This is a genomic window from Stenotrophomonas sp. 71799_Sma, assembly GCF_056482505.1.
This window is the reverse complement of sequence record NZ_CM151202.1, coordinates 2235535-2257693: the sequence shown is the minus strand read 5'-3', so window position 1 is coordinate 2257693 and position 22159 is coordinate 2235535. Positions and strand designations below refer to the sequence as shown.

The following is a 22159-nucleotide window of genomic DNA, read 5'->3' as shown; positions in this document are numbered from 1 at the left end:
TTTGCCTCTGTAGCGTCGAGCCATGCTCGACTCATGCAAGATCACGGCCCCGAAGGCACCGGACCGTAAACATTCTCCTGCGGCGTGCCCGGCAGCAGCGAGAAGATCATGATCACAATGCCACCGCCCGGCACCAGCGCCAGCAGGAACAGCCAGCCCGACTGGTTGCAGTCATGCAGGCGGCGCACGGTCACGGCAATCAGCGGCATGATCGTGGCCAGCCACATCACGCCCAGCAGCACCACCATGCCGATCAGGATGCCGGCCAGTGCATCGGGACTGTTGCGCAGGAGGATCGCCAGCACACCGGCCAGCATCATCACCGCAATTGCGACCAGGAACAGGAACAGCTGGTACATCCAGTACTCGCGGCGGTTGGCGCGGCCCTCGAACTGGGCGTAGCGCTTCAACGGCAGAATCATTTCCTGCACGGCATCGATCCTTGAAAGAGAAGCCGCGGAGTGTGCCAAATGCAGGCGCACAGGACAATGTGGCGACGAACCACGCCCGGCTGCCATTGCCCCCCTGTAGAGTCGAGCCATGCTCGACTGCCATTGCCCTCTGTAGAGTCGAGCCATGCTCGACTGCTGTTCCAGAAGGCACCCGTAGTCCGTGCAAGAGCGGAGTCGAGCATGGCTCGACTCTACAAGAGCGGGCTCAACGACCCTTTGCCGCCCTTGCCGCTTCGCGCTCGGCGCGCAGCCGATCCAGCTTTTCCTTCAGCTTGATTTCCAGGCCGCGCGGCACCGGGTTGTAATACACGCGCTCGCCCATCGCATCCGGGAAGCCGGTCTGGTCCAGTGCGATACCGCCTTCCGCATCATGGTCATACTGGTACTCGGCACCATAGCCCAGCTCCTTCATCAGCTTGGTCGGCGCATTGCGCAGGTGCAGCGGCACTTCTTCGGTGCCACTCTCGCGCACATCGGCCTTGGCCTGGTTGAAGGCCGCATAGCCTGCATTCGACTTGGCGGTGCTGGCCAGGTACAGCACCAACTGAGCGAACGCGAGTTCGCCTTCCGGGCTACCCAGCCGCTCGTAGATGTCCCAGGCCTCCAGCGCCATGCTCTGCGCGCGCGGATCGGCCAGACCGATGTCCTCGATGGCCATGCGGGTCAGCCGGCGGGCCAGGTAGGACGGATCGCAGCCGCCATCGAGCATCCGGGTCAGCCAGTACAGCGCGGCATCCGGGTTGGAACTGCGAACAGACTTGTGCAGCGCTGAGATCTGGTCGTAGAACTGCTCGCCGCCCTTGTCGAAGCGACGGGTGCGATCGGCCAGCACCTGGGTCAGGGTCTGCGGGGTGATGCGACCCCCCTCCCCGCCCGCCAGCTCGGCAGCGATTTCCAACAGGGTCAGCGCGCGGCGCACGTCGCCGTCGGCGGCGGTCGCGATTTCCAGCAGCAGCTCGGGGGCGACCTCGATGCCCTCCTCGCCCAGGCCGCGTTCGCGGTCACCCAGCGCACGCTCCAGCGCCTCGACGATGTCGGTAGGCGAAACACCTTCCAGCACATGCACGCGGCAGCGCGACAGCAGCGCCGAGTTCAGCTCGAAGGACGGGTTCTCGGTGGTGGCACCGACGAACAGGATGGTGCCGCGCTCGATGTGCGGCAGGAACGCATCCTGCTGCGCCTTGTTGAAGCGATGCACCTCATCCACGAACAGCACGGTGCGGCGGCCTTCGGCGAACCGTTGCGCCGCCTCGGCCAGCACCTGGCGCACTTCCGGCAGGCCGGACAGCACTGCGGAGATCGCACGGAACTCGGCGTCGGAATATTCGGCCAGCAGCAGGGCCAGCGTGGTCTTGCCGCAGCCCGGCGGCCCCCACAGGATCATCGAATGCACGCGACCGGATTCGACCGCGCGGCGCAGCGCACTGTCCGGCGCGAGCAGGCGCTTCTGCCCGACCATTTCGTCGAGGGTTCGCGGTCTCATGCGCTCGGCCAGCGGGCGCAGATGTTCCCGATCGACGCTCAGCAGATCGGGGCCGGGGAATGAAGTGGAGCGATGTCTTGGCACACGGCCATTGTACCGCGCCGGGTGGCCACGATTCCGGTAGTGCCGGCCGCTGGCCGGCAGATCAAAAGCGTGTCAACCAAGGTTGACACCCACCAGAGCAGTTTGCGCCGGGCCACAGATCAATTACCGATGACGTCGGTGCCCTTCGGCGGGGTAAAGCTGAAGGTGCCGGCGGCGAAGCCCGGGTTGCGCTTCCAGCCACTGAAGCTGATCACGGTACGCTGGCCAACGGCATCAGTGATTTCCATCTTGGCCAGGCCCTGGGCGTTGAAGCCCAGCGCGGCGTACTGGAAGCTGGCTTCGGTCTCGCGCTTCGGCGACAGCGACAGCCACTGCAGGCCGTCGCGTTGCGCGGCCTCTTCGCTGACGTCGTACTGCTGCTCCAGCAGCGCCGGGTTGATCAGCGCGGTCAGCGGGCTGTTCTGCTCTTCCTTGCCCTGCTCGCGCACGGTGGCCTGCTCCAGGTCCGGCTCGTACATCCAGACCTTCTTGCCGTCGGCCACGATCAACTGCTCGTGCGGGCGCACGTATTCCCAGCGGAACAGGCGCGGCGCCGACAGGGCCACGCGACCGCTGGTCGATTCCTTCACCTTGCCACGGCTGTCGAACACCTGCTGGCTGAACTGGCCATCCAGGCCCTTCAGGCCGCTGGTGAAGGTCTTCAGGTCATCGCGGGCGCCAGCCCAGGCGCTGCCGGCGGCGGCGCAGGCCACGGCCAGGGTGGTGGTGGCAAGGAAACGGCGGAAGCGGAAGTTCATGCGGGAATCCTGTGGGCGCGGGCGCCAGGAAAGGTGGTTGCCAGTGTGCCCGGGGAAAGATGAATGGGCGATCAGGGCGACATTATGCCGCCCTGAACGTCCATCGGCGATTCAGCCACCGGATCCCGGCAGCTTGCCGTACAGCACCTGGCCGCGGAAGCCACGCCGCACTTCGCGATACAGCGCGCGGAACGCCGGATAGTCCTGCGGCTGGCACAACGCCTCTGGCCCACGCACTGCATTCTGCTGCAAGCGGTGGTGCACGATCACCTCCTGCCCCTCGCGACTCCAGTCCACCCGGTACTCGCCGGCTGCATTGGCGAAACGCTGGCTGGCCGGGATGGCGATGATCGGCGCATTGGCCGGGAACTGCAGGCGATAGGTTTCCTCGCGCAGGCTGGCATTGCAGTAGAACGGCGTTTCGTTGGCCGGCGCCGAGGCAGTGGCGTACAGCCCACGCACCGACTCGCCACCCGGCGGATCCGGCACGGCCATGCCGCCGGCCACGCTGAAGTCGGCGTAGTCCTCGGCCTGGAACGCCATGCGATAGCCAAACGGCCGGGTCAGGTCGACCGGCACGCCCTGGATCTGCAGCTGCCCTCGCCCATCGAAACCGGACGCGGCCATGATCTGCTCTTCAGCGCGCGCACGGTTCTGCGCGTTGAGCTGGGAGAACTGGGCGCGCATGCCGATCTCGGCGTTCTCGCCCAGCTTCGGAATCGTCTCGCCGCGCAGGTTGCCGTTGGCGTCGAAGGTGAAGCGCACCTCCATCGAGGTGGCATTGCGCTCCGGCGTATTGGCCGGAGTGCGCGCCAGTGAGGCGTCGCGGGTACGCATCACCGGTGCGCCCAGGTCACCTTCCGGCAACTGCCCAAAGCGCGCCCACGCGGTGGTCGAATCCAGGTACAGATCGAACTCGGGGATGTAGGTGATGGCGTGGTTGAAGCGACCCAGCACCGGAATCTTCGGCAGTGTCGGGCCGCCACCGGCACCGATCAGCACCGGTGAGCTGGCGATGCCCTTGGCCGCCAGCAGCGCCTCCAGGATCGTCACATGGTCCTTGCAGTCACCATAGTGGTTGTCGAGGATGCTCTGCGCACTGTTCGGCTCCAGGCCACCATTGCCCAGGTACACCGCCACGTAGCGGATGTTCTGCGCCACCCAGCGGTACAACGCGTCGGCCTGCTCGCGACGGTCGCTGATGCCAGCGGTGATCTCATCGGCCAGCGCCTGCAGCTCCGGCGTGACCTGCGCGGCCGGGCCGGCCTTGAGCTGGTAGGCGCGACCCATCTGCGACCAGTCACGATAGGTGCTGGCCATGATGTTCGGGCCGAACTCCCAGCCCGCCGCCGACCAGTTCTGTGCTGGCATGGCTTCGCGACGCTGGTAGCGCCAGCGCCACTGTGCCTGGCCGTTCTTCACCGTCGGGCGATCACTACCCTGCACGCCGCGGCTGTCGACGAACATCGGCAGGTTGGCCGGCGCACTCAGGGTGACCTCGGCGTCCTCGTACTCGGTGAAGACATTGAAGGTTTCCCACAGGCCGAAGTAGCCGGGGAAGTACGGCGTGGCCTGGGTGCGGCGTACCTGGTAGAACAGGCGCGTGCCCGGGGCCAGGTTCGGGAACACGATCACCCGCACCTTGCGGTCGGCATACATCGCCGCCGAGGCGCTGGAATAGCTTTCCTGGGTGTAGATGCGGTCGGCCGGCACGTCGCGGCGCTGGCCGTCGGCGGTGATGGTGTAGGCGCCGAGTACTTCCAGCGTCTCCATCTTCTCGCTGTAGCTCAGCCGAACCTGGCTGAACTGCTCGACCGAGGCCTTGGTCTTGAGCAGGACTTCGTAGGTTTCGGTCTGCACATTGCCTGCATCCGGCCGCACCTGATAGTCGGCGCGGTAGCGGACAATGCTGAAATTATTGCTGGCTTCGGTATCGCCGCTGGTGGAAGGCGGCGCCGTGGCGGGCGCGGAGGTGGCGGTGTCTGCCAGTGCCGGGCCGGCAGCCAGGAAGGCTGCCAGCGCCAGTGCCAGCGCGCTTGGTACGGGGTGAAGCATGCGTCGGTTCCTTGGACGTCGTGGGGGATACGTCGGGTCTTACTTCGGCGGCGGCGGTGCCAGCACCGTGCGGTCGCCGTTGTGCTCGGGCGGACTGACCACGCCGGCCGCTTCCATGGCCTCGATCAGTCGCGCTGCACGGTTGTAGCCGATCTTCAGCCGGCGCTGCACGCCGGAAATCGAGGCGCGACGGGTCTCGGTGACCACCCGCAGCGCTTCGTCATACAACGGGTCGGACTCATCGCCGGCAGAGCTGTTCTCGGGCAGGCCGGTGGCACCGACGACCACGCCGTCGCCCATCGTCTGCACCTCGTCCAGCACGCCGTCGACATAATCGGCCGGGCCCATCGCCTTGAGGTGCTCAACCACGCGGTGCACTTCCTCGTCGGAGACGAAGGCGCCGTGCACACGCTCGGGCATGGCGGTACCCGGCGGCAGATACAGCATGTCGCCGTGGCCCAGCAGGGTTTCCGCGCCGGACTGGTCGAGGATGGTGCGCGAGTCGATCTTGGAACTGACCTGGAAGGCGATGCGGGTCGGGATGTTGGCCTTGATCAGGCCGGTGATCACGTCCACCGACGGGCGCTGCGTGGCCAGGATCAGGTGGATGCCGGCCGCACGCGCCTTCTGTGCCAGGCGCGCGATCAGCTCTTCCACCTTCTTGCCGACGATCATCATCATGTCGGCGAATTCGTCGATGAAGATGACGATGAACGGCAGCGTCTCCAGCGGCCGCGGCGCCTCGCCCAGTTCCGGGTTCGGCTTGAACAGCGGGTCCATCAGCGGTTGGCCGGCGTCCTGGGCTTCCTTCACCTTCTTGTTGAAGCCGGCCAGGTTGCGCACGCCCACCGCGCTCATCAGCTTGTAGCGGCGCTCCATCTCGGCCACGCACCAGCGCAGGCCGTTGGCGGCCTCCTTCATGTCGGTGACCACCGGCGCCAGCAGGTGCGGGATGCCCTGGTAGACGCTCAGTTCGAGCATCTTCGGGTCGATCATCAGCATCCGCAGGTCTTTCGGCGAGGCCTTGAACAGCAGGCTCAGCACCATCGCGTTGACCGCCACCGACTTGCCCGAACCGGTGGTACCGGCCACCAGCAGGTGCGGCATGCGCGCCAGGTCGGCCACGGTCGAGCGGCCAGCGATGTCCTTGCCCAGCGCCAGGGTCAGCACGCTGGCCGACTTGTCGTATTCCTTCGAACGCAGCAGCTCGGAGAGGTAGATCATCTCGCGGGTGACGTTGGGAATTTCCAGGCCGATCACCGATTTGCCCGGAATGACGTCGACCACGCGCACCGACTTCACCGACAGGCCGCGCGCGATGTCCTTGTCCAGCGAACTGATCTGGCTGACCTTGATGCCCGGCGCCGGCTCGATCTCGAAACGGGTGATGACCGGGCCGGGGTTGGCGCCGACCACCTGGGCGTCGATGCGGAAGTCCTTCAGCTTGAACTCGATCTGCCGCGACAGCGCGTCCAGGGTTTCCTTGTCGTAGCCCACCGGCTGCGGCTTGGGGTCGTCCAGCAGCGCGAGCGGCGGCAGGTCCGAGCCATCCCCGTTGACGCCACGGAACATCGGGATCTGCGTGTCGCGCTTGGCTCGGTCACTCTTCTCGATCACCGGTTCCGGGCGCGGCTCGATCTTCACCGGCTCGCGCTTGGCGCGCACCTCGGCATCGGCCTTGCGCACTTCCTGGCGCTCCTCGCGCATCACCCGGGTCTGCTGCCACTCGGTGACTTCTTCCTTCTTGCGCGCCAGCAACGGCGCCAGCGACATCACGCCGCGGCCTATCTTCTCCATCACCGTGAACCAGGACAGCCCGGTGGCCAGGGTGATCGAGGCCAGCAGCAGCACCAGCACGAACAGGTTCGCGCCCAGCGCGCCAAAGCCCACCGTGAGCGAGTTGCCCACCAGCTTGCCGAGGATGCCGCCGGCACTGGAGACATCGCCACTGAACAGGCGCACATGCAGGAAGCCGGTGCCGGCGATCAGGAAGCCGACCAGGCCGACCAGGCGCAGCGCCGGGTCCAGGTCGTTCTCGCCCTTGCTCTCGCGCTTGAGGCCGAACATGGCGATCCACGCCAGCGCGCCCAGCACCACCGGCAGCAGGAAGGCGATGTAGCCGAACAGCTGCAGCAGCACGTCGGCGATCCAGGCGCCGGCGCGGCCGCCGAGGTTGTGCACTGGCGCGACCACGCTGCCGGTGTGCGACCAGCCCGGGTCGGTCGCTGAATAGGTGAACAGACTGGCCGCCAGGTACAGCAGCGCCGGCGCGATGGCGATCAGGCCAAGGTCGCGCCAGAGGCGTTGGCGGCGTGGATTGTCGGTCGTCGCCGCCGCGGCCGTGCGACGTGACGCCTTGCTGTCGTCGGACTTGGAGCGTTCGGGGACCTGCTTCGCCACCTTAGACCATACCTTTGGAATGCGCTGTTAGTGATTGATAATAAATGAGACGGCGTCAGTTTTCAGTTATGCGACATCTGACAGGGCAATCAGAGGGCCGGAACCACTGCTGGATGACGGCGTTCTGTTCATCGGCTTGAATCGCCCTGCCCCAGCCGCCACTCTATGACCAGCCACGGATGCTGCGCAAACATCGCCAGCGCCTTGTCCCATCTACCTTTTCGCGAGTCTACATGAGCACCAGCCTGCCCTCCCGCCACCAGCGCCTCGTCATCCTCGGTTCCGGCCCGGCCGGTTGGACCGCCGCCGTCTACGCCGCCCGCGCCAACCTGAAGCCGGTCGTCATCACCGGCCTGCAGCAGGGTGGCCAGCTGATGACCACCACCGAGGTGGACAACTGGCCGGGTGACGCCCACGGCCTGATGGGCCCGGACCTGATGGCGCGCATGCAGGCCCATGCCGAGCGCTTCGAGACCGAGGTCATCTTCGACCACATCCACACCGCCGATGTGTCGCAGCGCCCGTTCAAGCTGATCGGCGACAGCCACGAGTACACCTGCGATGCCCTGATCATCGCCACCGGCGCCACCGCCAAGTACCTGGGCATCCCGACCGAGGACGAGTTCAAGGGCCGCGGCGTGTCCGCCTGTGCCACCTGTGACGGCTTCTTCTACCGTGACCAGGACGTGGTCGTGGTCGGTGGCGGCAACACCGCCGTGGAAGAGGCACTGTACCTGTCCAACATCGCCCGCAAGGTCTACCTGGTCCACCGCCGCGACACCCTGAAGGCGGAAAAGATCATGCAGGACAAGCTGTTCAAGAAGGTGGCCGAAGGCAAGATCGAGACCGTCTGGCACCACCAGGTGGAGGAAGTGCTGGGCAATGACGCCGGCGTGACCGGCGTGCGCGTGAAGTCCACCCTGGACGGCAGCACCCGCGACATAGACGCCCACGGCTTCTTCGTGGCCATCGGCCACCACCCGAACACCACCCTGTTCGACGGCCAGCTGGCGATGAACAACGGCTATCTGGAAATCCGTTCGGGCCTGGGCGGCAACGCCACCCAGACCTCGGTGGAAGGCGTGTTCGCCGCCGGCGACGTGGCCGACCAGCACTACCGCCAGGCGATCACCTCGGCCGGCTTCGGCTGCATGGCCGCTCTGGACGCCGAGCGTTATCTGGACGCGCAGGGCAAGGCCAGCTGAGGGGCGAACCCGCTGCTGTAGCGTCGAGCCAGGTTCGACTCAGGCAAAAGGCCGACGCCAGTGCGTCGGCCTTTCTGTTTCATCTGCCCTATCCTTCCCTCATGCCTTCCCCCCGCTTCCTCGATTCCCTGCAGTCCGTTTCCGCAACCGACTGGGATGCCCTGCACGACGGCCGCAACCCCTTCGTCAGTCATGCCTTCCTTTCCGGGCTTGAACAGCACGGTTGCCTGCGCGAGGACTGGGGCTGGCAGCCTCGGCACTTCACCCTATGGGAAGGCGAGCATCTGGTCGGCGCCATTCCGGGTTACCTGAAGACCAACTCCCACGGCGAATTCGTGTTCGACCATGCCTGGGCCAACGCGTACGCCCGTCATGGCCGCGACTACTATCCGAAGTGGCTGGGCGCGGTGCCGTACTCGCCGGTCACCGGCCCGCGCCTACTGGCCCGTCACGATTCAGAGCGCACCGCATTGCTGTCGGCGTTGCGCGAGGCGCTGCCGGCACTGGACGTGTCCTCGGCCCATATCAACTTCCACACCGCAGTGGACGAGGCGCTGTTCGGCGATGACTGGCTGCTGCGCGAAGACGTGCAGTTCCAGTGGCAGAACCCGGGCGACTGGGCGACGTTCGACCAGTTCCTCGGTGCGATGAACCACAAGCATCGCAAGAACATCCGCCAGGAACGGGCCAAGGTCGTTCGCCAAGACATCACCTTCCGCGTGGTGCACGGCGATGAAGCGAGCCGCGCCGATCTGCAGGCGATGTACCGCTTCTACCTGCAGACGTTCCTCGAGTACGGCAATGCCCCGGCGCTGACCGAGACCTTCCTGCGTCACCTGGCCATTTCTTTGGGTCGGGGGCTGGTGCTGTTCCTGGCCGAACAGGACGGCGAGCCGATTGCCGGCGCGCTATGCCTGCGCGGTGGAGACACGCTGTACGGCCGTTACTGGGGCGGCGCCACGCTGCCCGGCCTGCACTTCGAGGCCTGCTACTACCAGGGCATCGAGTATTGCCTGCGCGAAGGGCTGACCCGCTTCGAGCCGGGCGCACAGGGCGAGCACAAGCTGGCACGCGGTTTCCTGCCCACGCTGGTGCGCAGCCGGCACTGGGTGGCCGATCCGGACTTCGCGGAAGCGCTGCAGGAGTGGTGCCGGCAGGAGCGGCGTAATGTGCGGCGTTACCAGCAGGAGCTGCAGCGGCATGGGCCGTTCCGCGTAGAACCGTAGAGGCGCGCTTGCTCGATTGGCGCGGTGCCGAAAGGCGTGCCAACCAAGGTTGGCACCTACCAAGGCAATAGCGAGGGCGCTGTGCTCAGGTGCACTGCCAGAAGTGCCCGCTCACCCGGCACTTTGCACACCAGAACGTATAGAGCATGCCGCCGCTGCCCCACAGCAGCGTGCCCTCACCCGTGGTCGGCAGTGTCGAATCCAGCTGCATCACGAACGGCATCTCTTCGCCGCAATCGATGCACGCCGGGTACCACGCACTCTGCACCCAACTTGGCGCTCCGCCCACACGCGACAGGTTCTGCCGATGATTGGACTGGCCCCAGTCCTGTTGCTGCCAGCGCGCGCTTTCGAGCGCCACCAGGCCCACCTCGGCCCGCATCAGGTCGCCACTGTCGGTGGGCGTACTCGGCACCGCACGGTGCTGGCTGGGATGGCAGGTGGGCAGACCGTCGGCATCGTGGCGATAGAAACGCACGGGCGGGTCTTCCCAGCCGCAGCAGTCCAGGCACAGCCCCAGCGTGATCTCGCCCGACGCGCCCGGCTGCAGCGCGGCAGCATCGGTCCGCAGCAGGCGCTGCAGCGGCGCATGGCAGCTGCCACACAGCGCTTCCAGTGGTCCTCCCATCTGCCCGGCGTGATGCACCTGCCCACCATTCCAGGTCGGGTGCAGGCGCCAGATGCGCTTGCGCCAGCTCGGCTCGTCCGCCTGCTGCGCGCGATGCTGTTCGCGGCCGAAGCGGAAGTGCAATGGCCGCTCGCCATGCAGGCGACGCGGCTGCGGACCTTCGGCGACGCCGGCCCAGTGCGCCCAGACCTCGGCATCCAAGCGCCCCCAGTCGACCAGGTAGCCGCGAGCAATGGCGTAGGTTTCGGGCTGGACGGCGAGCAGCAGCGCCCTGGCCCGCGCCATTTCGCGATCGTCATCGGCTTCGGCCAGGATCTGCGCCCAATGCGCTGCCGTCGCGCTGGGCAGGCCCTGCCAGACCTGCGCGGCCAACTGCACCTCATCCTCACTGGCGACCGCCAGCAATGCCTCCCAATCGCCCTGCAGCACCTGCGGCGCCTGATAGCTGGCGAACTCCATCACGCTCGTCAACACGTCACCGCGCTCGCCCGCGCGATAGCGGCGCCACGCGTCGGCCGCGACCGCGGGCACCGCGTCATCCGGCAGCAGGTCCAGTGCCATGTCGAGGAAGGCTGAGCCCGGCGAAGGCCGCGCCAGCGCCTGCAGCATCAACTCTCCCAGCTGACGCGGCTGTTCAGTGGCCAGTGACAGCAGCATGCCTTGGCTGTCGTTGCGCGTGCGCGGGGCGTCATGCAGGTCGAGGATGGCGCTGATCGAGTCACTCATTCGGAGGCTCCTTGCCGGTGAACAGTGATGGTGCCAGACATCACGAATCACCACGACGAATACAATGGCCCCATGACCCGCCAGCTGCCCTGGCGCCTGGCCGATGCGCCGGACGCCCCCTTCCCTCCGGCCGAGACCGCACTGCGCCAGCCCGATGGCCTGCTGGCGGTGGGCGGCGACCTGCATCCGGTGCGTCTGCTCAATGCCTACGCCGGCGGTATCTTTCCGTGGTTCAGCGAGGGTGAGCCAATCCTGTGGTGGTCGCCGGACCCGCGCATGGTGTTCCGCACCGACGGCGTGCATCTGTCCAGCCGCTTCCGCCGCCAGCTGCGCAGCAGCACGTGGGAGATCACCGCCGACACCGCCTTCAGCCAGGTGATGCGCGCCTGCGCCGCCGCACCACGCCCTGGCCAGGACGGTACGTGGATCAGCCCGGCGATGGTCGAGGCCTACAGCCAACTGCACGACCTTGGTTTCGCCCATTCCTTCGAAGTCTGGGATCGGCAGACACTGGTCGGCGGCATCTACGGCGTCGCGATCGGCGCCATGTTCTTCGGCGAGAGCATGTTCAGTGGCGCCAGTGGCGGCTCCAAGATCGCCCTGGCCGCGTTGGCAGCCACCCTGCGTGGCTGGGGCTGGGAACTGATCGATGCCCAGGTGGAGAATCCGCACCTGCTGCGGATGGGCGCCGAGCACCTGCCGCGCGCGGACTTCCTGGAGCACGTCCGTCAGGCCGTACACCATGACGGCCGTGAAGGCCCCTGGACCCAGGCGGTAGGACGCTTGCCAGCACAGCGTTTGGCCGGGGGTTAACACAAACTTTGCAAGCCGGGCCCATCACGCGTAAAATACCGCGCCTTAGGCCCAGCGTGGCCGTTTTCTGAACCGCACAGGACTACATGTCGAAAGACGATTCCATCGAGTTCGAGGGCACCGTCAGCGAGACGCTGCCGAACACCACTTTCCGCGTTCGTCTGGAAAATGGGCACGAAATCATCGCCCACATCTCCGGCCGCATGCGCAAGAACTACATCCGCATCCTCACCGGTGACCGGGTCAAAGTTGAAATGACCCCGTACGACCTGACCAAGGGTCGTATCACCTACCGCATGAAGTAAGCGGTCGGCGCATTGCGCCACTCCGACAGGGCCGGCCTCGCTGCTGGCCCTTTGTCGTGCGCGGAAGAAAGCGACCGGCACCGGGACCGATCGATTTTCGTCCCTGTCCGAAATACCGCATCGCGCCGCGACTCTAGACTCAATGCGTTCTTCACAGAAGGCGTTGCGCGCATGACCCACCTGATCGTCCTGGACCCCCAGTCCGTCACCAGCCGCTGCTACGCCAGCAAGGGCCCGGACGGCACCTGGTTCGGCCAGCCCTGCCTGGTCTGCACCAGCATGGACGCCTCGCACCCGCTGTACCTGGCCGTGCAGCGCGAGATTCCGCATATGGGCAGCACCCTCAAGCAGCGCCTGCACATTCCGCACGAGGCGGTCGCCTTTGTCATCGAAGACGGCGGCGACCAGGGGCGCCAGCAGGGATTCCGTTCGATCGCGGCCTGAGGCGCCAAAGGTCATCGTGACCGATCTCACCGTGGCGTCGGTCAGCCCTGCTTGCGGCAGATTCGCATTTGCAGCGGCGGCGGCATCTTGGGATCCGATCCAGTCCGGATCGCTGCCCCCTGCCCCGCCATGAACCTGTCTTCCCTGCTCATCCCCCTGGCTTTGTCTGCCGTCACCCTGCTGGCGTCGTCCGCCCATGCCGCCGACACCGCGCCGGCACAGTGCGTATCACTGACCGGCGAACAGCAGATCGTTCGCGCCGGCGCCAACAAGAACATCCTGCTTCGCTCCGGCGAAGACCACTATGTTGTGCATTTCCGCAACAGCTGCCCTTCTGCCGTACTGGCCACCCGCCTCGGCTTCAAGACCGACGGCAAAGAAGCTGACGAGCTGTGCAGCGAGGGCCGAAGCGCACTGGACACAGGTCGCGGCAGCTGCGAGGTTGCACGCATCGAACCGATCGATGCCGAGCGATTCAAGCGTGAGGCGCGCCGCCGCAGCCGCTGACCCCAGACAGGACAAGGGCGGCCGAAGCCGCCCTTGTCGCGATATACGTCAACGCGTCGCGGCAACCAGCGACAACACTCTCGGTTGCGCGCGCTGCCGTGCCAACCAGAGATCGTAGCTGGATTGCAGCCCCATCCAGAAAACCGCAGTACTTACCCCCGCCATCTCAAGGCGGATGGCCAGGTCAGGACTGATGCCCGCCTTGCCGTTCAGAACCCGCGAAAGGGCTACCCGCGACATTGCCAGGCGCTCGGCCGCTTCGGTCACAGACAGATCCATTGGATCAAAGACCATTGCCTTGATCGCCTGCCCGGGATGCGGATGGTGATGAATCATGCGCGGCCTCAGTGATAGTCCAGGTAATCCAGCAGCTCCACGTCGCTGCCGGCGAAACGGAAGGTAATCCGCCAGTTTCCATTGACCCATACAGACCAATGCCCTTTCAGGCCGCCCCGGAGCTTATGCAGACGCAATCCAGGCATGGCCAGATCCTCAGGACCCGAAGCAACATCCAGGATCGACAGGATCAACAACACCTTGCTGGCGTGACTGTGGCGGATTCCACTGCTACTGCCGGAACGGTAGAGCCGCTCGAGGCCCCTGTGGCGAAAACCGATGATCATCACTGTATCCTGTATCGTTTCGCGATACAAACAGGGCAACACCCTATCGCGACCAGAAGACAGCATTGGCACCTCCGTTCCGTTCAAGCAAGGCCGCGGACGATAGTCCCACTGGAAACAACAAGGGCGGCCGAAGCCGCCCTTGTCATTTCCAGGCTTTCACGCCAAGCCTATGGCATCAGCTCATTCCACCGTGACCGGCAGCAGCCGCTCCGGCTCGGCCTGGGTCTCGACCACCAGCTCGTCGTCGCGAACATCGATACTGACCTTGCCACCGTCGACCAGCTTGCCGAACAACAGCTCGTCGGCCAGCGGACGCTTGATCTTGTCCTGGATCACGCGGGCCATCGGGCGGGCACCCATCAGCGGGTCGAAACCATGGTGGGCCAGCCAGTCGCGCGCGGTCGGGGTGGCCGACAGGCTGACGTGCTTGTCCTGCAGCAGCATCTCCAGCTCGATCAGGAACTTGTCGACCACGCGCAGGATGTGCTCGAAGCCCAGCGCCTGGAACTGCACCACCGCGTCGAGGCGGTTGCGGAATTCCGGGGTGAAGCTGCGGCGGATGGTCTCCATCGCGTCGGTGGCATGGTCCTGCTTGGTGAAGCCGATCGAACGCCGCGAGGCCTGCGCCGCACCGGCATTGGTGGTCATCACCAGCACGACGTTCTTGAAGTTGGCTTCACGACCGTTGGTATCGGTCAGTACACCGCGGTCCATCACCTGCAACAGGATGTTGAAGATGTCCGGATGCGCCTTTTCGATTTCGTCCAGCAGCAGCACGCAGTGCGGCGTCTTGACGATCTTCTCGGTCAGCAGGCCACCCTGGTCGAAGCCGACGTAGCCCGGAGGCGCACCGATCAGGCGGCTGATCGAATGCGGCTCCATGTACTCGGACATGTCGAAGCGGACCAGCTCGATGCCCAGCTGCAGCGCCAGCTGCTTGGTCACCTCGGTCTTGCCGACACCCGTGGGACCGGCGAACAGGAAGTTGCCGATCGGCTTTTCCGGGTTGCCCAAGCCCGAACGGGCCAGCTTGATCGCCGAGGACAGCGTCTCGATGGCCGGGTCCTGGCCGAAGATCACCATCTTCAGGTTGCGCTCCAGGTGCTGCAGCACATCCTTGTCGGTGGCGCTGACCTGCTTGGTCGGGATACGCGCCATCTTGGCGACGATCGCCTCCACTTCCTCGACGTCGATCAGTTCCTTGCGCTGGCCTTCCGGCAGCAGGCGCTGGCGGGCGCCCGCCTCGTCGATCACGTCGATGGCCTTGTCCGGCAGCAGGCGGTCGCCGATGTGCTTCACCGACAGGTCCACCGCCGCCTGCAGCGCCTCGTCGGAATAGGTCACACCGTGGTGCAGCTCGTACTTGGACTTCAGGCCCTGCAGGATCTCGTAGGTCTCGCCGACGGTCGGCTCGACGATGTCGATCTTCTGGAAGCGGCGGGCCAGCGCCCGGTCCTTCTCGAAGATGCCACGGTACTCCTGGAAGGTGGTCGAGCCGATGCAGCGCAGCTCTCCGGACGCCAGGGCCGGCTTGATCAGGTTGGACGCATCCATGGTGCCGCCCGACGCCGAGCCGGCACCGATGATGGTGTGGATCTCGTCGATGAACAGCACCGCATTGGGCACCTTCTTCAGCGCGGTCAGCACGCTCTTCAGGCGCTTCTCGAAGTCGCCGCGGTACTTGGTGCCGGCCACCAGCGCGCCCAGGTCGAGCGAATAGATCACCGCATCGGCCAGAACGTCGGGCACCGAGCCCTCGACGATGCGGCGGGCCAGGCCCTCGGCGATGGCGGTCTTGCCTACGCCCGCCTCACCTACGTACAGCGGGTTGTTCTTGCGGCGGCGGCACAGGACCTGGATGGTGCGCTCGATCTCGTCGGCTCGGCCAACCAGCGGGTCGATGCGACCGGCCCGGGCCTGTTCGTTGAGGTTGCTGGCGAACTCGGTCAGGGCATCACCCTTCGGCTCGCCCTCCCCGCCTTCGATGCGGCCTTCGCCCTCGGAGGAGGACGACGGCTGCTCGCCTTCCTCGCCCAGCTTGGCGATGCCGTGGGACAGGTAATTGACCACATCCAGCCGGGTGACATCCTGCTGGTTGAGGTAGTAGACGGCGTGCGAGTCCTTCTCGCCGAAGATGGCGACCAGCACATTGGCGCCGGTGACCTCCTTCTTGCCCGAGGACTGCACGTGGTAAACGGCCCGCTGCAACACGCGCTGGAAGCCCAGGGTCGGCTGGGTATCGCGGCCGTCATCTTCGGCCAGGCGGGACACGGAGGCCTCGATGGCCTGCTCCAGCTCCTGGCGCAGGCGTTCGGCGTCGGCGCCACAGGCCTTCAGTACGGCCTGGGCGGACGGGTTGTCGAGCAGTGCCAACAGCAGGTGTTCGACCGTCATGAACTCATGCCGGGCCTCACGGGCGCGCTTGTAGCACTGGCCGATGGTGTGTTCGAGGTCTTTGCTGAACATGGATTACTCCGGCGGCAGATGGGGACAATATGCGGCCTGACTACGCGATTTCCATCACCCTAGCGGATTGCTGCGTTCAGATGGCGTTATCAGTGCGAATCGCTTGATCTTCATTCACTCCAGGACAGCCCACCCAGCATGAGCGAACCCTACCTGAGCCGCTGGCGATTGCGGCGTGATGGCGCAGCCATCGAAACGCCCCATGCCCGGCTCTGGCCGGTGCTGACCGCCACCGGCGAGCCGGCCATGCTGAAGATCAGCAGCGAAACCGAAGAGCAGAACAGCCATCGCCTGCTGCGTTGGTGGGACGGTGACGGCGCCGCCCGCCTGCTGGCCCACGAGGGGTCGGCGATCCTGATCGAACGTGCCGGCGGCGACTCGCTGCGGCAACGTTCGATCAAGGGCGACGATGACAGCTGCACCACGGTCCTGTGCCAGGTCCTGCAACGGCTGCACCGGCCACGGGGCGCACCGCCAGCGGAACTGGTCTGCCTGCGAACATGGTTCGCCGACCTGCTGCAGCCAAGGGCTGCGCTGCCGCCACTGCTGGAACAGTGCAGATCGCTGGCGGAGGGACTGCTGCAGCAGGAACAGGAGATCCGGCCGCTGCACGGCGACCTGCACCACGACAACGTGCTGGATTTCGGCGCGCGCGGCTGGTTGGCGATCGACCCGAAGCGGCTGCTGGGCGACCGCGCGTTCGATTACACGACGATGTTCAGCAATCCGGACCTGTGCGGCCCCGGCATCCATGTGGCCACCCGACCCGAGCGGTTTGCCACCCGGCTGGAACAGGTCGGCGCGCTGGCGGGCCTGGAACGCACGCGCCTTCTGCGTTGGATCGCAGCCAGCGCGGGGCTGTCAGCGGCGTGGTTCCGGGATGATGGCGACCCCGCCGAAGTCGACGAGGCGGTGGCGAGAATGGCGCTGGAGGCGCTGGCGGAGGGCTGATCCCGCGCTCTGGTAGATGCCCACCTTGGTGGGCACGCCCCATCCATTATCGATACAGGCCCCTGCCTTGGTAGGTGCCCACCTTGGTGGGCACACCGGGTCCGGAGTCGATGTGCCCGGACGAAAACCGTCAGCCGGTCAGGCCTTTTCCATCGTGCACAGCAGCGGGTGCTGGTTCATACGCGAGTACTCGTTGACCTGGGCGACCTTGGTCTCGGCCACTTCGCGGGTGAACACCCCGCACACGCCGCGGCCACGGGTATGGACGTGCAGCATCACCTGCGTGGCCTTGTCCAGGTCCATGCTGAAGAACTGCTGCAGCACGTCCACCACGAAATCCATCGGGGTGTAGTCGTCGTTGAGCAGCATCACCTGGTAGAACGGCGGCGGCGCCACTTCCGGGCGCGCGGGCTCCACGGCAACGCCGTGCTCGTGATGGGAATCGGGTGAAGACTCATGGGGCATCTGCCCATTATAGAGGCACGGGCCAGCCTGCGTCGGCCTGCCGCAGATTGGACGGCACGCACGCCCACCGTCACAATTGCACCCTCTCTCAACACTGTTTCACAGGATCTTCATGAAAAGGACCCTTCTTCCCGCCCTGCTGATCGCCCTGGCCGCCGCCGGCTCCGCCGCCGCCGAGACCCAGGCCGACAAGGCCGTGGCCCGCCACCTGGACAAGCTGGGCTATACCTACGAGGTCGACGAGGACGGCGACTACCGCATGGTGTTCGACGTCGAGGGTGATCGCACCCAGATGGTCTACGTGCGCTCGTCGGTGGAAGATTTCGGCACCCACAACATCCGCGAGATCTGGTCGCCGGCCTACAACGCCAAGACCAAGCAGTTCCCGGTGGCCGTAGCCAACCGCCTGCTGGAAGATTCGCAGGACGCCAAGATGGGCGGCTGGGTGAAACAGGACACCACCGCCATGTTCGTGGTCAAGATCGACGCCGATGCCACGGCCGACCAGCTCAGCGACGCCATCGATGCGGCCATCCGCACCGCCGACGCCATGGAGCTGGAACTGACCAAGAAGGACGAGTTCTGAGTTGAACACCACGCCGGACCCGCGCTGGGCACCGCACGCCACTGTCGCCACCGTGGTGGTCGACGGTGGCCGCGTGCTGCTGGTCGAGGAGACCATCGACGGCCGCCAGGTGCTGAACCAGCCGGCAGGCCACCTCGAGCCGGGCGAAAGCCTGGCCGAGGCAGCCCTGCGCGAGACCCGCGAGGAAACCGGCTGGACGGTGCAGCTGACCCACTTCATAGGCTGCTACCAGTGGACGGCCGGCGACGGCACCACCTTCCTGCGCTTCTGCTATGCGGCGCGTCCGGTCTCGCACGACCCGGCGCAGCCGCTGGACACCGGCATCGATCGCGCGCTGTGGCTGACCCCGGCCGAGCTGCAGGCCGCCACGGTGCGCCTGCGCAGCCCGCTGGTCTGGCAGGTGGTGGCTGATTTCCTGGGTGGCCAGCGCCATCCGCTTTCGCTGGTCCGGGAGGTCGCATGAGCACTCCGCGCGTGATGGTGGGCGTCTCCGGTGGCGTCGACTCCTCGGTCGCCGCCTGGCGCCTGGTGCAGCAGGGCGAGGCCGTAGCCGGTCTGTTCATGCAGAACTGGGCCGACGACGGCAGCGGCGACTGCCGCGCCGAGGACGACCGCCGCGATGCAGTGGCCGTCTGCGGCCTGCTCGGTATCCCGTTCCACTTCCGTGATTTCTCCAGCGAGTACTGGCAGGGCGTGTTCGAGCACTTCCTGGCCGAGTACGCGGCCGGCCGCACCCCGAACCCGGACGTGCTGTGCAACCGCGAAGTGAAGTTCAAGCACTTCCTGGATGCCGCCCGCGAGCTGGGCGCCGAGCGCATCGCCACCGGCCACTACGCGCGCGTGGCCCAGCGCGGCCACCAGTGGCTGCTGCTGCGTGGTGCCGACCGCTCCAAGGACCAGAGCTACTTCCTGCACCAGCTGGGCCAGGCGCAGCTGGCGGCCACCCTGTTCCCGATCGGCGACCTGGAAAAGACCGACCTGCGCCGGATCGCGCGTGACGTCAGCCTGCCGACCCACGCCAAGAAGGACTCCACCGGCATCTGCTTCATCGGTGAGCGCGACTTCCGCGAGTTCCTCGGCCGCTACCTGCCGGCCAAGCCCGGGCAGATCCTGGACCCGGCCGACGGCAGTGTGATCGCCGAGCACCCAGGCGTCTTCTATTTCACCCTGGGCCAGCGCGAGGGCCTGAACATCGGCGGCGTGCGTGGCCGCCCGGCCGCGCCGTGGTACGTGGTCGGCAAGGATGTGGCCAGCAACGTGCTGTACGTGGACCAGGACCGCGACAGCAAGTGGATGCTGTCCGACCGCCTGCGCTCGGAAACCGCGCACTGGATTGCCGGCGCGCCGCCGGCACGGCGCTTCGAATGCACCGCGCAGACCCGCTACCGCCAGCCCGACGAGCCGTGTACGGTCGAGGTGCTGGACGATGGCAGCGTGCTGGTCACCTTTGCGCGCCCGCAGCGCGCCGTTACTCCCGGTCAATCACTGGTGCTGTATGACGGTGATGTGTGCCTGGGTGGCGCGGTGATCGCCGCCACCGATGCGCCGCTGGAACAGCGCCTGCGCACCACCCCTTCCCCTTTTGAGGTAATCGCTGCATGAGTTTCACTGTCGACGACCGCGTCCTGGCTTTGGCCGGCATTGCCCAGGCCCTGCAGCAGGTACGCCGCATCGCCGATACCGGCCATTCCGACGCCGCCGCCGTGCGCACCGCCGTGGACAGCGTGTTCCGCGTCGACGCGTCTTCGCCGCAGGAGGTGTTCGGTGACCGCCATGCATTGAAGGCTGGGCTGCGCCTGCTGCACAACTACTTCCGCAGCCAGGGCCAGGACCCGATCCTGCCCAAGCTGGCCCTGTCGGTGCTGCAGCTGGAGCGCCGCTTCGTGCAGGACGGCGCCACCGTGAACAAGGTCGCCTCCGGCATCGAACGCGCCCAGCGCCAAGCCGTCGAGCTGGGCGACAGTGGCCACCCGGACGTGCTGGCCAACCTGGGTGGCCTGTACGCCGACACCATCAGCCACCTGAAGCCGCGGGTGATGGTGCAGGGCAACCCGCATTACCTGGGCCAGGCCGGTGTGGTCGCCGAGATCCGCGCCCTGCTGCTGGCCGCGGTGCGCTCGGCGGTGCTGTGGCGGCAGCTGGGCGGCAGCTACTGGGACTTCCTGTTCAGCCGCAAGGCGATGATCGAGGCCGTGGACCGCCAGCTGGTCTGAGCCGCATGGGGTCGGATCCTTTTCCGGCAAGGAAAGGGCTCTGACCCCGAACGTCCCGGCAGCGTCGGAAAACCGGCGCATTCAGAATGCACTTCGAGGCATTTCGACGTTAAAGAGAAAGGGGGTACGGCCGATACATCCTCCGTGCACCTCCCGAGAACGTCCATGTACTCACGCATTTTCATCCGTCTGGCCGCCCCCCTGGCTCTGACCCTGCTGCTCCCCTTCGCCATCGGTTTCGAATGGCCGGCCGCCCTGCGCTGGGCGATCCTGACCACGATGACGCTGAGCTGGCTCGGCTTTGCGTGGTGGACCACCCGCGCCCAGGCGCACCGTTCCCCGGAACACGCCCGTGTCCTGCGTGAGCAGGACCAGCTGCTGACCGAACTGCGCAACTTCGTCGGCAACGAGATCGACGGTTCGCGTGGCGAAGTGGAACGCGCCCGTGACCTGATCCGCCAAGCGGTGTCCAGCCTGGGCGGCAGCTTCGACGCCATGAACCGCAAGTCGCGCCAGCAGAGCCAGGCCCTGTCGCGCATCGTCGATCGTGCCGGTGATGAAGGCAATGCCGGCCTCGACGTTGCCCGTTTCGCCCAGCACGCCAGCCATCGCATGGAGCAGCTGGTGGAAGCACTGGAACAGGTGAGCGGCCAGAGCAGCACCACCGTGCAGCACATCGACCAGATGGCGCAGCACCTGGATGGCATCTTCGCGCTGCTGGAAGACGTCAAGTCGATCGCCGACCAGACCAACCTGCTGGCGCTGAACGCCGCCATCGAAGCCGCGCGTGCCGGTGAAGCCGGTCGTGGCTTCGCGGTGGTCGCCGACGAAGTGCGCAACCTGTCCGAGCGCTCGACCACCTTCAACGAGCAGATCCGCAAGCTGGCGCACAGCTCCAAGGACGCCATCGCCAAGGTGCGCGAGACGGTCTCGCACATGGCCTCGCGTGACATGGACCGCTCCCGCGAAGCGCGCCAGGAAGCGGCGGCGATGCTCGACAACGTCGCGCAGATCAATGCGTCGCTGGGTGATGGCATGCGCGAAGTCTCCGACTGCGCCCGTTCGATCGATGGCAGCGTGGCCGAAGCCGTGCGCGCCCTGCAGTTCGAAGACATCGCCACCCAGGCGCTGGGCGGCGTGCACACCCACCTGGACCGCCTGACCGCGATCAACCGCGAGGCGGTGGCCCTGCAGGAACTGCTGCACCGCAATGGCGGCGTGTTCGACGAAGAGATCGCCACCGCCCTGCAGCGCACCGGCAGCCGCCTGCGCGAACTGCGCAGCGAATGGGAACGCCCGCCGCACAAGCCGGTTGCCCAGCAGAGCATGGGCGCCGGCACCGTCGAGCTGTTCTGATCCTGATGTCCGCTGCCGCCGCCGGCAGCCCGCAAGGCCCCGGTTCGTCCGGGGCCTTTGCCTGTAACCCGCCGTTGGATGCATCCTGTACAAGCACCATGACCCTGATCCGCGCCCTGCCCTCCCTCGCCGACACCGAGCGCCCGCGCAACGCGAGCGTGCGTGAGCAGCTGCAGCAGCTGGAAGAGGTAGCACGTGAGGAGATCCGCGAACTGCAGCAGCTGGCGGATGCGCGGCCTGGCCCGTCACGGGCGGATGAGGCGCTGCTGGGACTGGCGTGGGACCTGGGGTTGGACGGGGACGCCTTGAGGTAGACCCACGCCATGCGTGGATGGTCTTCACCACCACCCGCTCCAAACCCATGGCATGATCCGCCCATGCCATCTACGGCTGGACACGGAGTGTCGTCG

General features: G+C 66.3%; 23 protein-coding genes. 13 read left to right on the top strand and 10 right to left on the bottom strand.

What is annotated here, in order from left to right; all coding sequences use genetic code 11:
• Positions 1-41: 41 nt before the first annotated feature.
• From ACZK4Z_RS10485 to ACZK4Z_RS10465, 5 genes are all read right to left on the bottom strand, one after another.
• Positions 42-431, bottom strand: coding sequence for a DUF805 domain-containing protein (locus tag ACZK4Z_RS10485; RefSeq protein ID WP_125894001.1), 390 nt, complete (start codon positions 429-431; stop codon positions 42-44).
• 226 nt (positions 432-657) lie between these two features.
• Complete coding sequence (locus ACZK4Z_RS10480) at positions 658-1935, bottom strand: replication-associated recombination protein A (protein ID WP_014037159.1); 1278 nt, start codon at positions 1933-1935, stop codon at positions 658-660.
• Positions 1936-2138: 203 nt separating this feature from the next.
• Positions 2139-2777, bottom strand: a complete 639-nt coding sequence (lolA, locus tag ACZK4Z_RS10475; RefSeq protein WP_005413289.1) for an outer membrane lipoprotein periplasmic chaperone LolA — start codon at positions 2775-2777, stop codon at positions 2139-2141.
• A gap of 111 nt (positions 2778-2888) precedes the next feature.
• Positions 2889-4832: a DUF3857 domain-containing protein gene (locus ACZK4Z_RS10470; RefSeq protein ID WP_125895921.1), complete on the bottom strand. Its 1944-nt coding sequence runs from the start codon at positions 4830-4832 to the stop codon at positions 2889-2891.
• A 39-nt stretch (positions 4833-4871) separates the two neighbouring features.
• Positions 4872-7232 carry a DNA translocase FtsK gene (locus ACZK4Z_RS10465; RefSeq protein ID WP_032127351.1) on the bottom strand — a complete coding sequence of 787 codons (2361 nt, stop codon included), beginning with the start codon at positions 7230-7232 and terminating at the stop codon, positions 4872-4874.
• 233 nt (positions 7233-7465) lie between these two features.
• Between ACZK4Z_RS10465 and trxB the strand changes: the two genes are divergently transcribed.
• Positions 7466-8437 (top strand): thioredoxin-disulfide reductase, encoded by a 972-nt coding sequence (gene trxB, locus ACZK4Z_RS10460; RefSeq protein WP_014037154.1) that lies wholly within the window; start codon positions 7466-7468, stop codon positions 8435-8437.
• A gap of 101 nt (positions 8438-8538) precedes the next feature.
• Entirely contained in the window at positions 8539-9663 is a 1125-nt protein-coding gene (locus tag ACZK4Z_RS10455) for a GNAT family N-acetyltransferase (RefSeq protein ID WP_125895922.1), read from the top strand.
• A gap of 85 nt (positions 9664-9748) precedes the next feature.
• Here the strand turns inward: ACZK4Z_RS10455 and ACZK4Z_RS10450 are convergent, their stop codons facing one another.
• On the bottom strand, positions 9749-11017 hold the full coding sequence (locus ACZK4Z_RS10450) for a hypothetical protein (RefSeq protein WP_125895923.1): 1269 nt from the start codon (positions 11015-11017) through the stop codon (positions 9749-9751).
• A 72-nt stretch (positions 11018-11089) separates the two neighbouring features.
• On the opposite strand from ACZK4Z_RS10450, the gene aat reads away from it, so the two are divergent.
• From aat to ACZK4Z_RS10430, 4 genes are all read left to right on the top strand, one after another.
• Positions 11090-11830 carry a leucyl/phenylalanyl-tRNA--protein transferase gene (aat, locus tag ACZK4Z_RS10445; RefSeq protein WP_125895704.1) on the top strand — a complete coding sequence of 247 codons (741 nt, stop codon included), beginning with the start codon at positions 11090-11092 and terminating at the stop codon, positions 11828-11830.
• 86 nt (positions 11831-11916) lie between these two features.
• On the top strand, positions 11917-12135 hold the full coding sequence (gene infA / locus ACZK4Z_RS10440; protein ID WP_005409596.1) for a translation initiation factor IF-1: 219 nt from the start codon (positions 11917-11919) through the stop codon (positions 12133-12135).
• A 171-nt stretch (positions 12136-12306) separates the two neighbouring features.
• On the top strand, positions 12307-12579 hold the full coding sequence (locus ACZK4Z_RS10435) for a hypothetical protein (protein WP_125895705.1): 273 nt from the start codon (positions 12307-12309) through the stop codon (positions 12577-12579).
• Between the two features lie 129 nt (positions 12580-12708).
• Positions 12709-13086, top strand: coding sequence for a hypothetical protein (locus ACZK4Z_RS10430; RefSeq protein ID WP_478451515.1), 378 nt, complete (start codon positions 12709-12711; stop codon positions 13084-13086).
• 48 nt (positions 13087-13134) lie between these two features.
• On the opposite strand, the gene ACZK4Z_RS10425 is transcribed toward ACZK4Z_RS10430, so the two are convergent.
• From ACZK4Z_RS10425 to clpA, 3 genes are all read right to left on the bottom strand, one after another.
• Positions 13135-13422 (bottom strand): HigA family addiction module antitoxin, encoded by a 288-nt coding sequence (locus ACZK4Z_RS10425; RefSeq protein ID WP_032127356.1) that lies wholly within the window; start codon positions 13420-13422, stop codon positions 13135-13137.
• An 8-nt stretch (positions 13423-13430) separates the two neighbouring features.
• Positions 13431-13709, bottom strand: a complete 279-nt coding sequence (locus ACZK4Z_RS10420) for a type II toxin-antitoxin system RelE/ParE family toxin (RefSeq protein ID WP_125895706.1) — start codon at positions 13707-13709, stop codon at positions 13431-13433.
• Positions 13710-13892: 183 nt separating this feature from the next.
• Positions 13893-16178 (bottom strand): ATP-dependent Clp protease ATP-binding subunit ClpA, encoded by a 2286-nt coding sequence (gene clpA, locus ACZK4Z_RS10415; protein WP_125895707.1) that lies wholly within the window; start codon positions 16176-16178, stop codon positions 13893-13895.
• A gap of 138 nt (positions 16179-16316) precedes the next feature.
• Between clpA and ACZK4Z_RS10410 the strand changes: the two genes are divergently transcribed.
• A complete protein-coding gene (locus tag ACZK4Z_RS10410; protein WP_125895708.1) occupies positions 16317-17129 on the top strand; it encodes an APH(6) family putative aminoglycoside O-phosphotransferase in 813 nt (270 codons plus the stop codon).
• 138 nt (positions 17130-17267) lie between these two features.
• Here the strand turns inward: ACZK4Z_RS10410 and clpS are convergent, their stop codons facing one another.
• A complete protein-coding gene (clpS, locus tag ACZK4Z_RS10405) occupies positions 17268-17594 on the bottom strand; it encodes an ATP-dependent Clp protease adapter ClpS (protein ID WP_006444529.1) in 327 nt (108 codons plus the stop codon).
• A 112-nt stretch (positions 17595-17706) separates the two neighbouring features.
• On the opposite strand from clpS, the gene ACZK4Z_RS10400 reads away from it, so the two are divergent.
• The 6 genes from ACZK4Z_RS10400 to ACZK4Z_RS10375 all read left to right on the top strand — a co-directional run bounded on the left by ACZK4Z_RS10400 (position 17707) and on the right by ACZK4Z_RS10375 (position 22063).
• Positions 17707-18180: a hypothetical protein gene (locus tag ACZK4Z_RS10400; RefSeq protein WP_032127360.1), complete on the top strand. Its 474-nt coding sequence runs from the start codon at positions 17707-17709 to the stop codon at positions 18178-18180.
• Position 18181: 1 nt separating this feature from the next.
• Positions 18182-18643: an NUDIX hydrolase gene (locus ACZK4Z_RS10395; protein WP_125895709.1), complete on the top strand. Its 462-nt coding sequence runs from the start codon at positions 18182-18184 to the stop codon at positions 18641-18643.
• Positions 18640-19782 carry a tRNA 2-thiouridine(34) synthase MnmA gene (gene mnmA / locus ACZK4Z_RS10390; protein ID WP_107431878.1) on the top strand — a complete coding sequence of 381 codons (1143 nt, stop codon included), beginning with the start codon at positions 18640-18642 and terminating at the stop codon, positions 19780-19782. Before ACZK4Z_RS10395 ends, mnmA begins: the two co-directional genes overlap by 4 nt.
• Positions 19779-20393 carry a high frequency lysogenization protein HflD gene (gene hflD, locus ACZK4Z_RS10385; RefSeq protein ID WP_125895710.1) on the top strand — a complete coding sequence of 205 codons (615 nt, stop codon included), beginning with the start codon at positions 19779-19781 and terminating at the stop codon, positions 20391-20393. Before mnmA ends, hflD begins: the two co-directional genes overlap by 4 nt.
• Positions 20394-20558: 165 nt before the next feature.
• On the top strand, positions 20559-21749 hold the full coding sequence (locus ACZK4Z_RS10380; RefSeq protein ID WP_032127364.1) for a methyl-accepting chemotaxis protein: 1191 nt from the start codon (positions 20559-20561) through the stop codon (positions 21747-21749).
• Positions 21750-21847: 98 nt separating this feature from the next.
• Positions 21848-22063, top strand: a complete 216-nt coding sequence (locus tag ACZK4Z_RS10375; protein WP_125895711.1) for a hypothetical protein — start codon at positions 21848-21850, stop codon at positions 22061-22063.
• Positions 22064-22159 lie beyond the last annotated feature (96 nt).

Bases quoted from the DNA above. Each gene is read 5' to 3' on its own strand.
- hflD (WP_125895710.1), top strand. From the start codon at position 19,779: ATGAGTTTCACTGTCGACGACCGCGTCCTGGCTTTGGCCGGCATTGCC.
- ACZK4Z_RS10430 (WP_478451515.1), top strand. From the start codon at position 12,709: ATGAACCTGTCTTCCCTGCTCATCCCCCTGGCTTTGTCTGCCGTCACC.
- aat (WP_125895704.1), top strand. From the start codon at position 11,090: ATGACCCGCCAGCTGCCCTGGCGCCTGGCCGATGCGCCGGACGCCCCC.
- clpA (WP_125895707.1), bottom strand. From the start codon at position 16,178: ATGTTCAGCAAAGACCTCGAACACACCATCGGCCAGTGCTACAAGCGC.
- clpS (WP_006444529.1), bottom strand. From the start codon at position 17,594: ATGCCCCATGAGTCTTCACCCGATTCCCATCACGAGCACGGCGTTGCC.
- lolA (WP_005413289.1), bottom strand. From the start codon at position 2,777: ATGAACTTCCGCTTCCGCCGTTTCCTTGCCACCACCACCCTGGCCGTG.
- mnmA (WP_107431878.1), top strand. From the start codon at position 18,640: ATGAGCACTCCGCGCGTGATGGTGGGCGTCTCCGGTGGCGTCGACTCC.
- ACZK4Z_RS10425 (WP_032127356.1), bottom strand. From the start codon at position 13,422: ATGATTCATCACCATCCGCATCCCGGGCAGGCGATCAAGGCAATGGTC.
- ACZK4Z_RS10455 (WP_125895922.1), top strand. From the start codon at position 8,539: ATGCCTTCCCCCCGCTTCCTCGATTCCCTGCAGTCCGTTTCCGCAACC.
- trxB (WP_014037154.1), top strand. From the start codon at position 7,466: ATGAGCACCAGCCTGCCCTCCCGCCACCAGCGCCTCGTCATCCTCGGT.
- ACZK4Z_RS10410 (WP_125895708.1), top strand. From the start codon at position 16,317: ATGAGCGAACCCTACCTGAGCCGCTGGCGATTGCGGCGTGATGGCGCA.
- infA (WP_005409596.1), top strand. From the start codon at position 11,917: ATGTCGAAAGACGATTCCATCGAGTTCGAGGGCACCGTCAGCGAGACG.
- ACZK4Z_RS10450 (WP_125895923.1), bottom strand. From the start codon at position 11,017: ATGAGTGACTCGATCAGCGCCATCCTCGACCTGCATGACGCCCCGCGC.
- ACZK4Z_RS10435 (WP_125895705.1), top strand. From the start codon at position 12,307: ATGACCCACCTGATCGTCCTGGACCCCCAGTCCGTCACCAGCCGCTGC.
- ACZK4Z_RS10400 (WP_032127360.1), top strand. From the start codon at position 17,707: ATGAAAAGGACCCTTCTTCCCGCCCTGCTGATCGCCCTGGCCGCCGCC.
- ACZK4Z_RS10420 (WP_125895706.1), bottom strand. From the start codon at position 13,709: ATGATCATCGGTTTTCGCCACAGGGGCCTCGAGCGGCTCTACCGTTCC.
- ACZK4Z_RS10480 (WP_014037159.1), bottom strand. From the start codon at position 1,935: ATGAGACCGCGAACCCTCGACGAAATGGTCGGGCAGAAGCGCCTGCTC.
- ACZK4Z_RS10470 (WP_125895921.1), bottom strand. From the start codon at position 4,832: ATGCTTCACCCCGTACCAAGCGCGCTGGCACTGGCGCTGGCAGCCTTC.
- ACZK4Z_RS10380 (WP_032127364.1), top strand. From the start codon at position 20,559: ATGTACTCACGCATTTTCATCCGTCTGGCCGCCCCCCTGGCTCTGACC.
- ACZK4Z_RS10375 (WP_125895711.1), top strand. From the start codon at position 21,848: ATGACCCTGATCCGCGCCCTGCCCTCCCTCGCCGACACCGAGCGCCCG.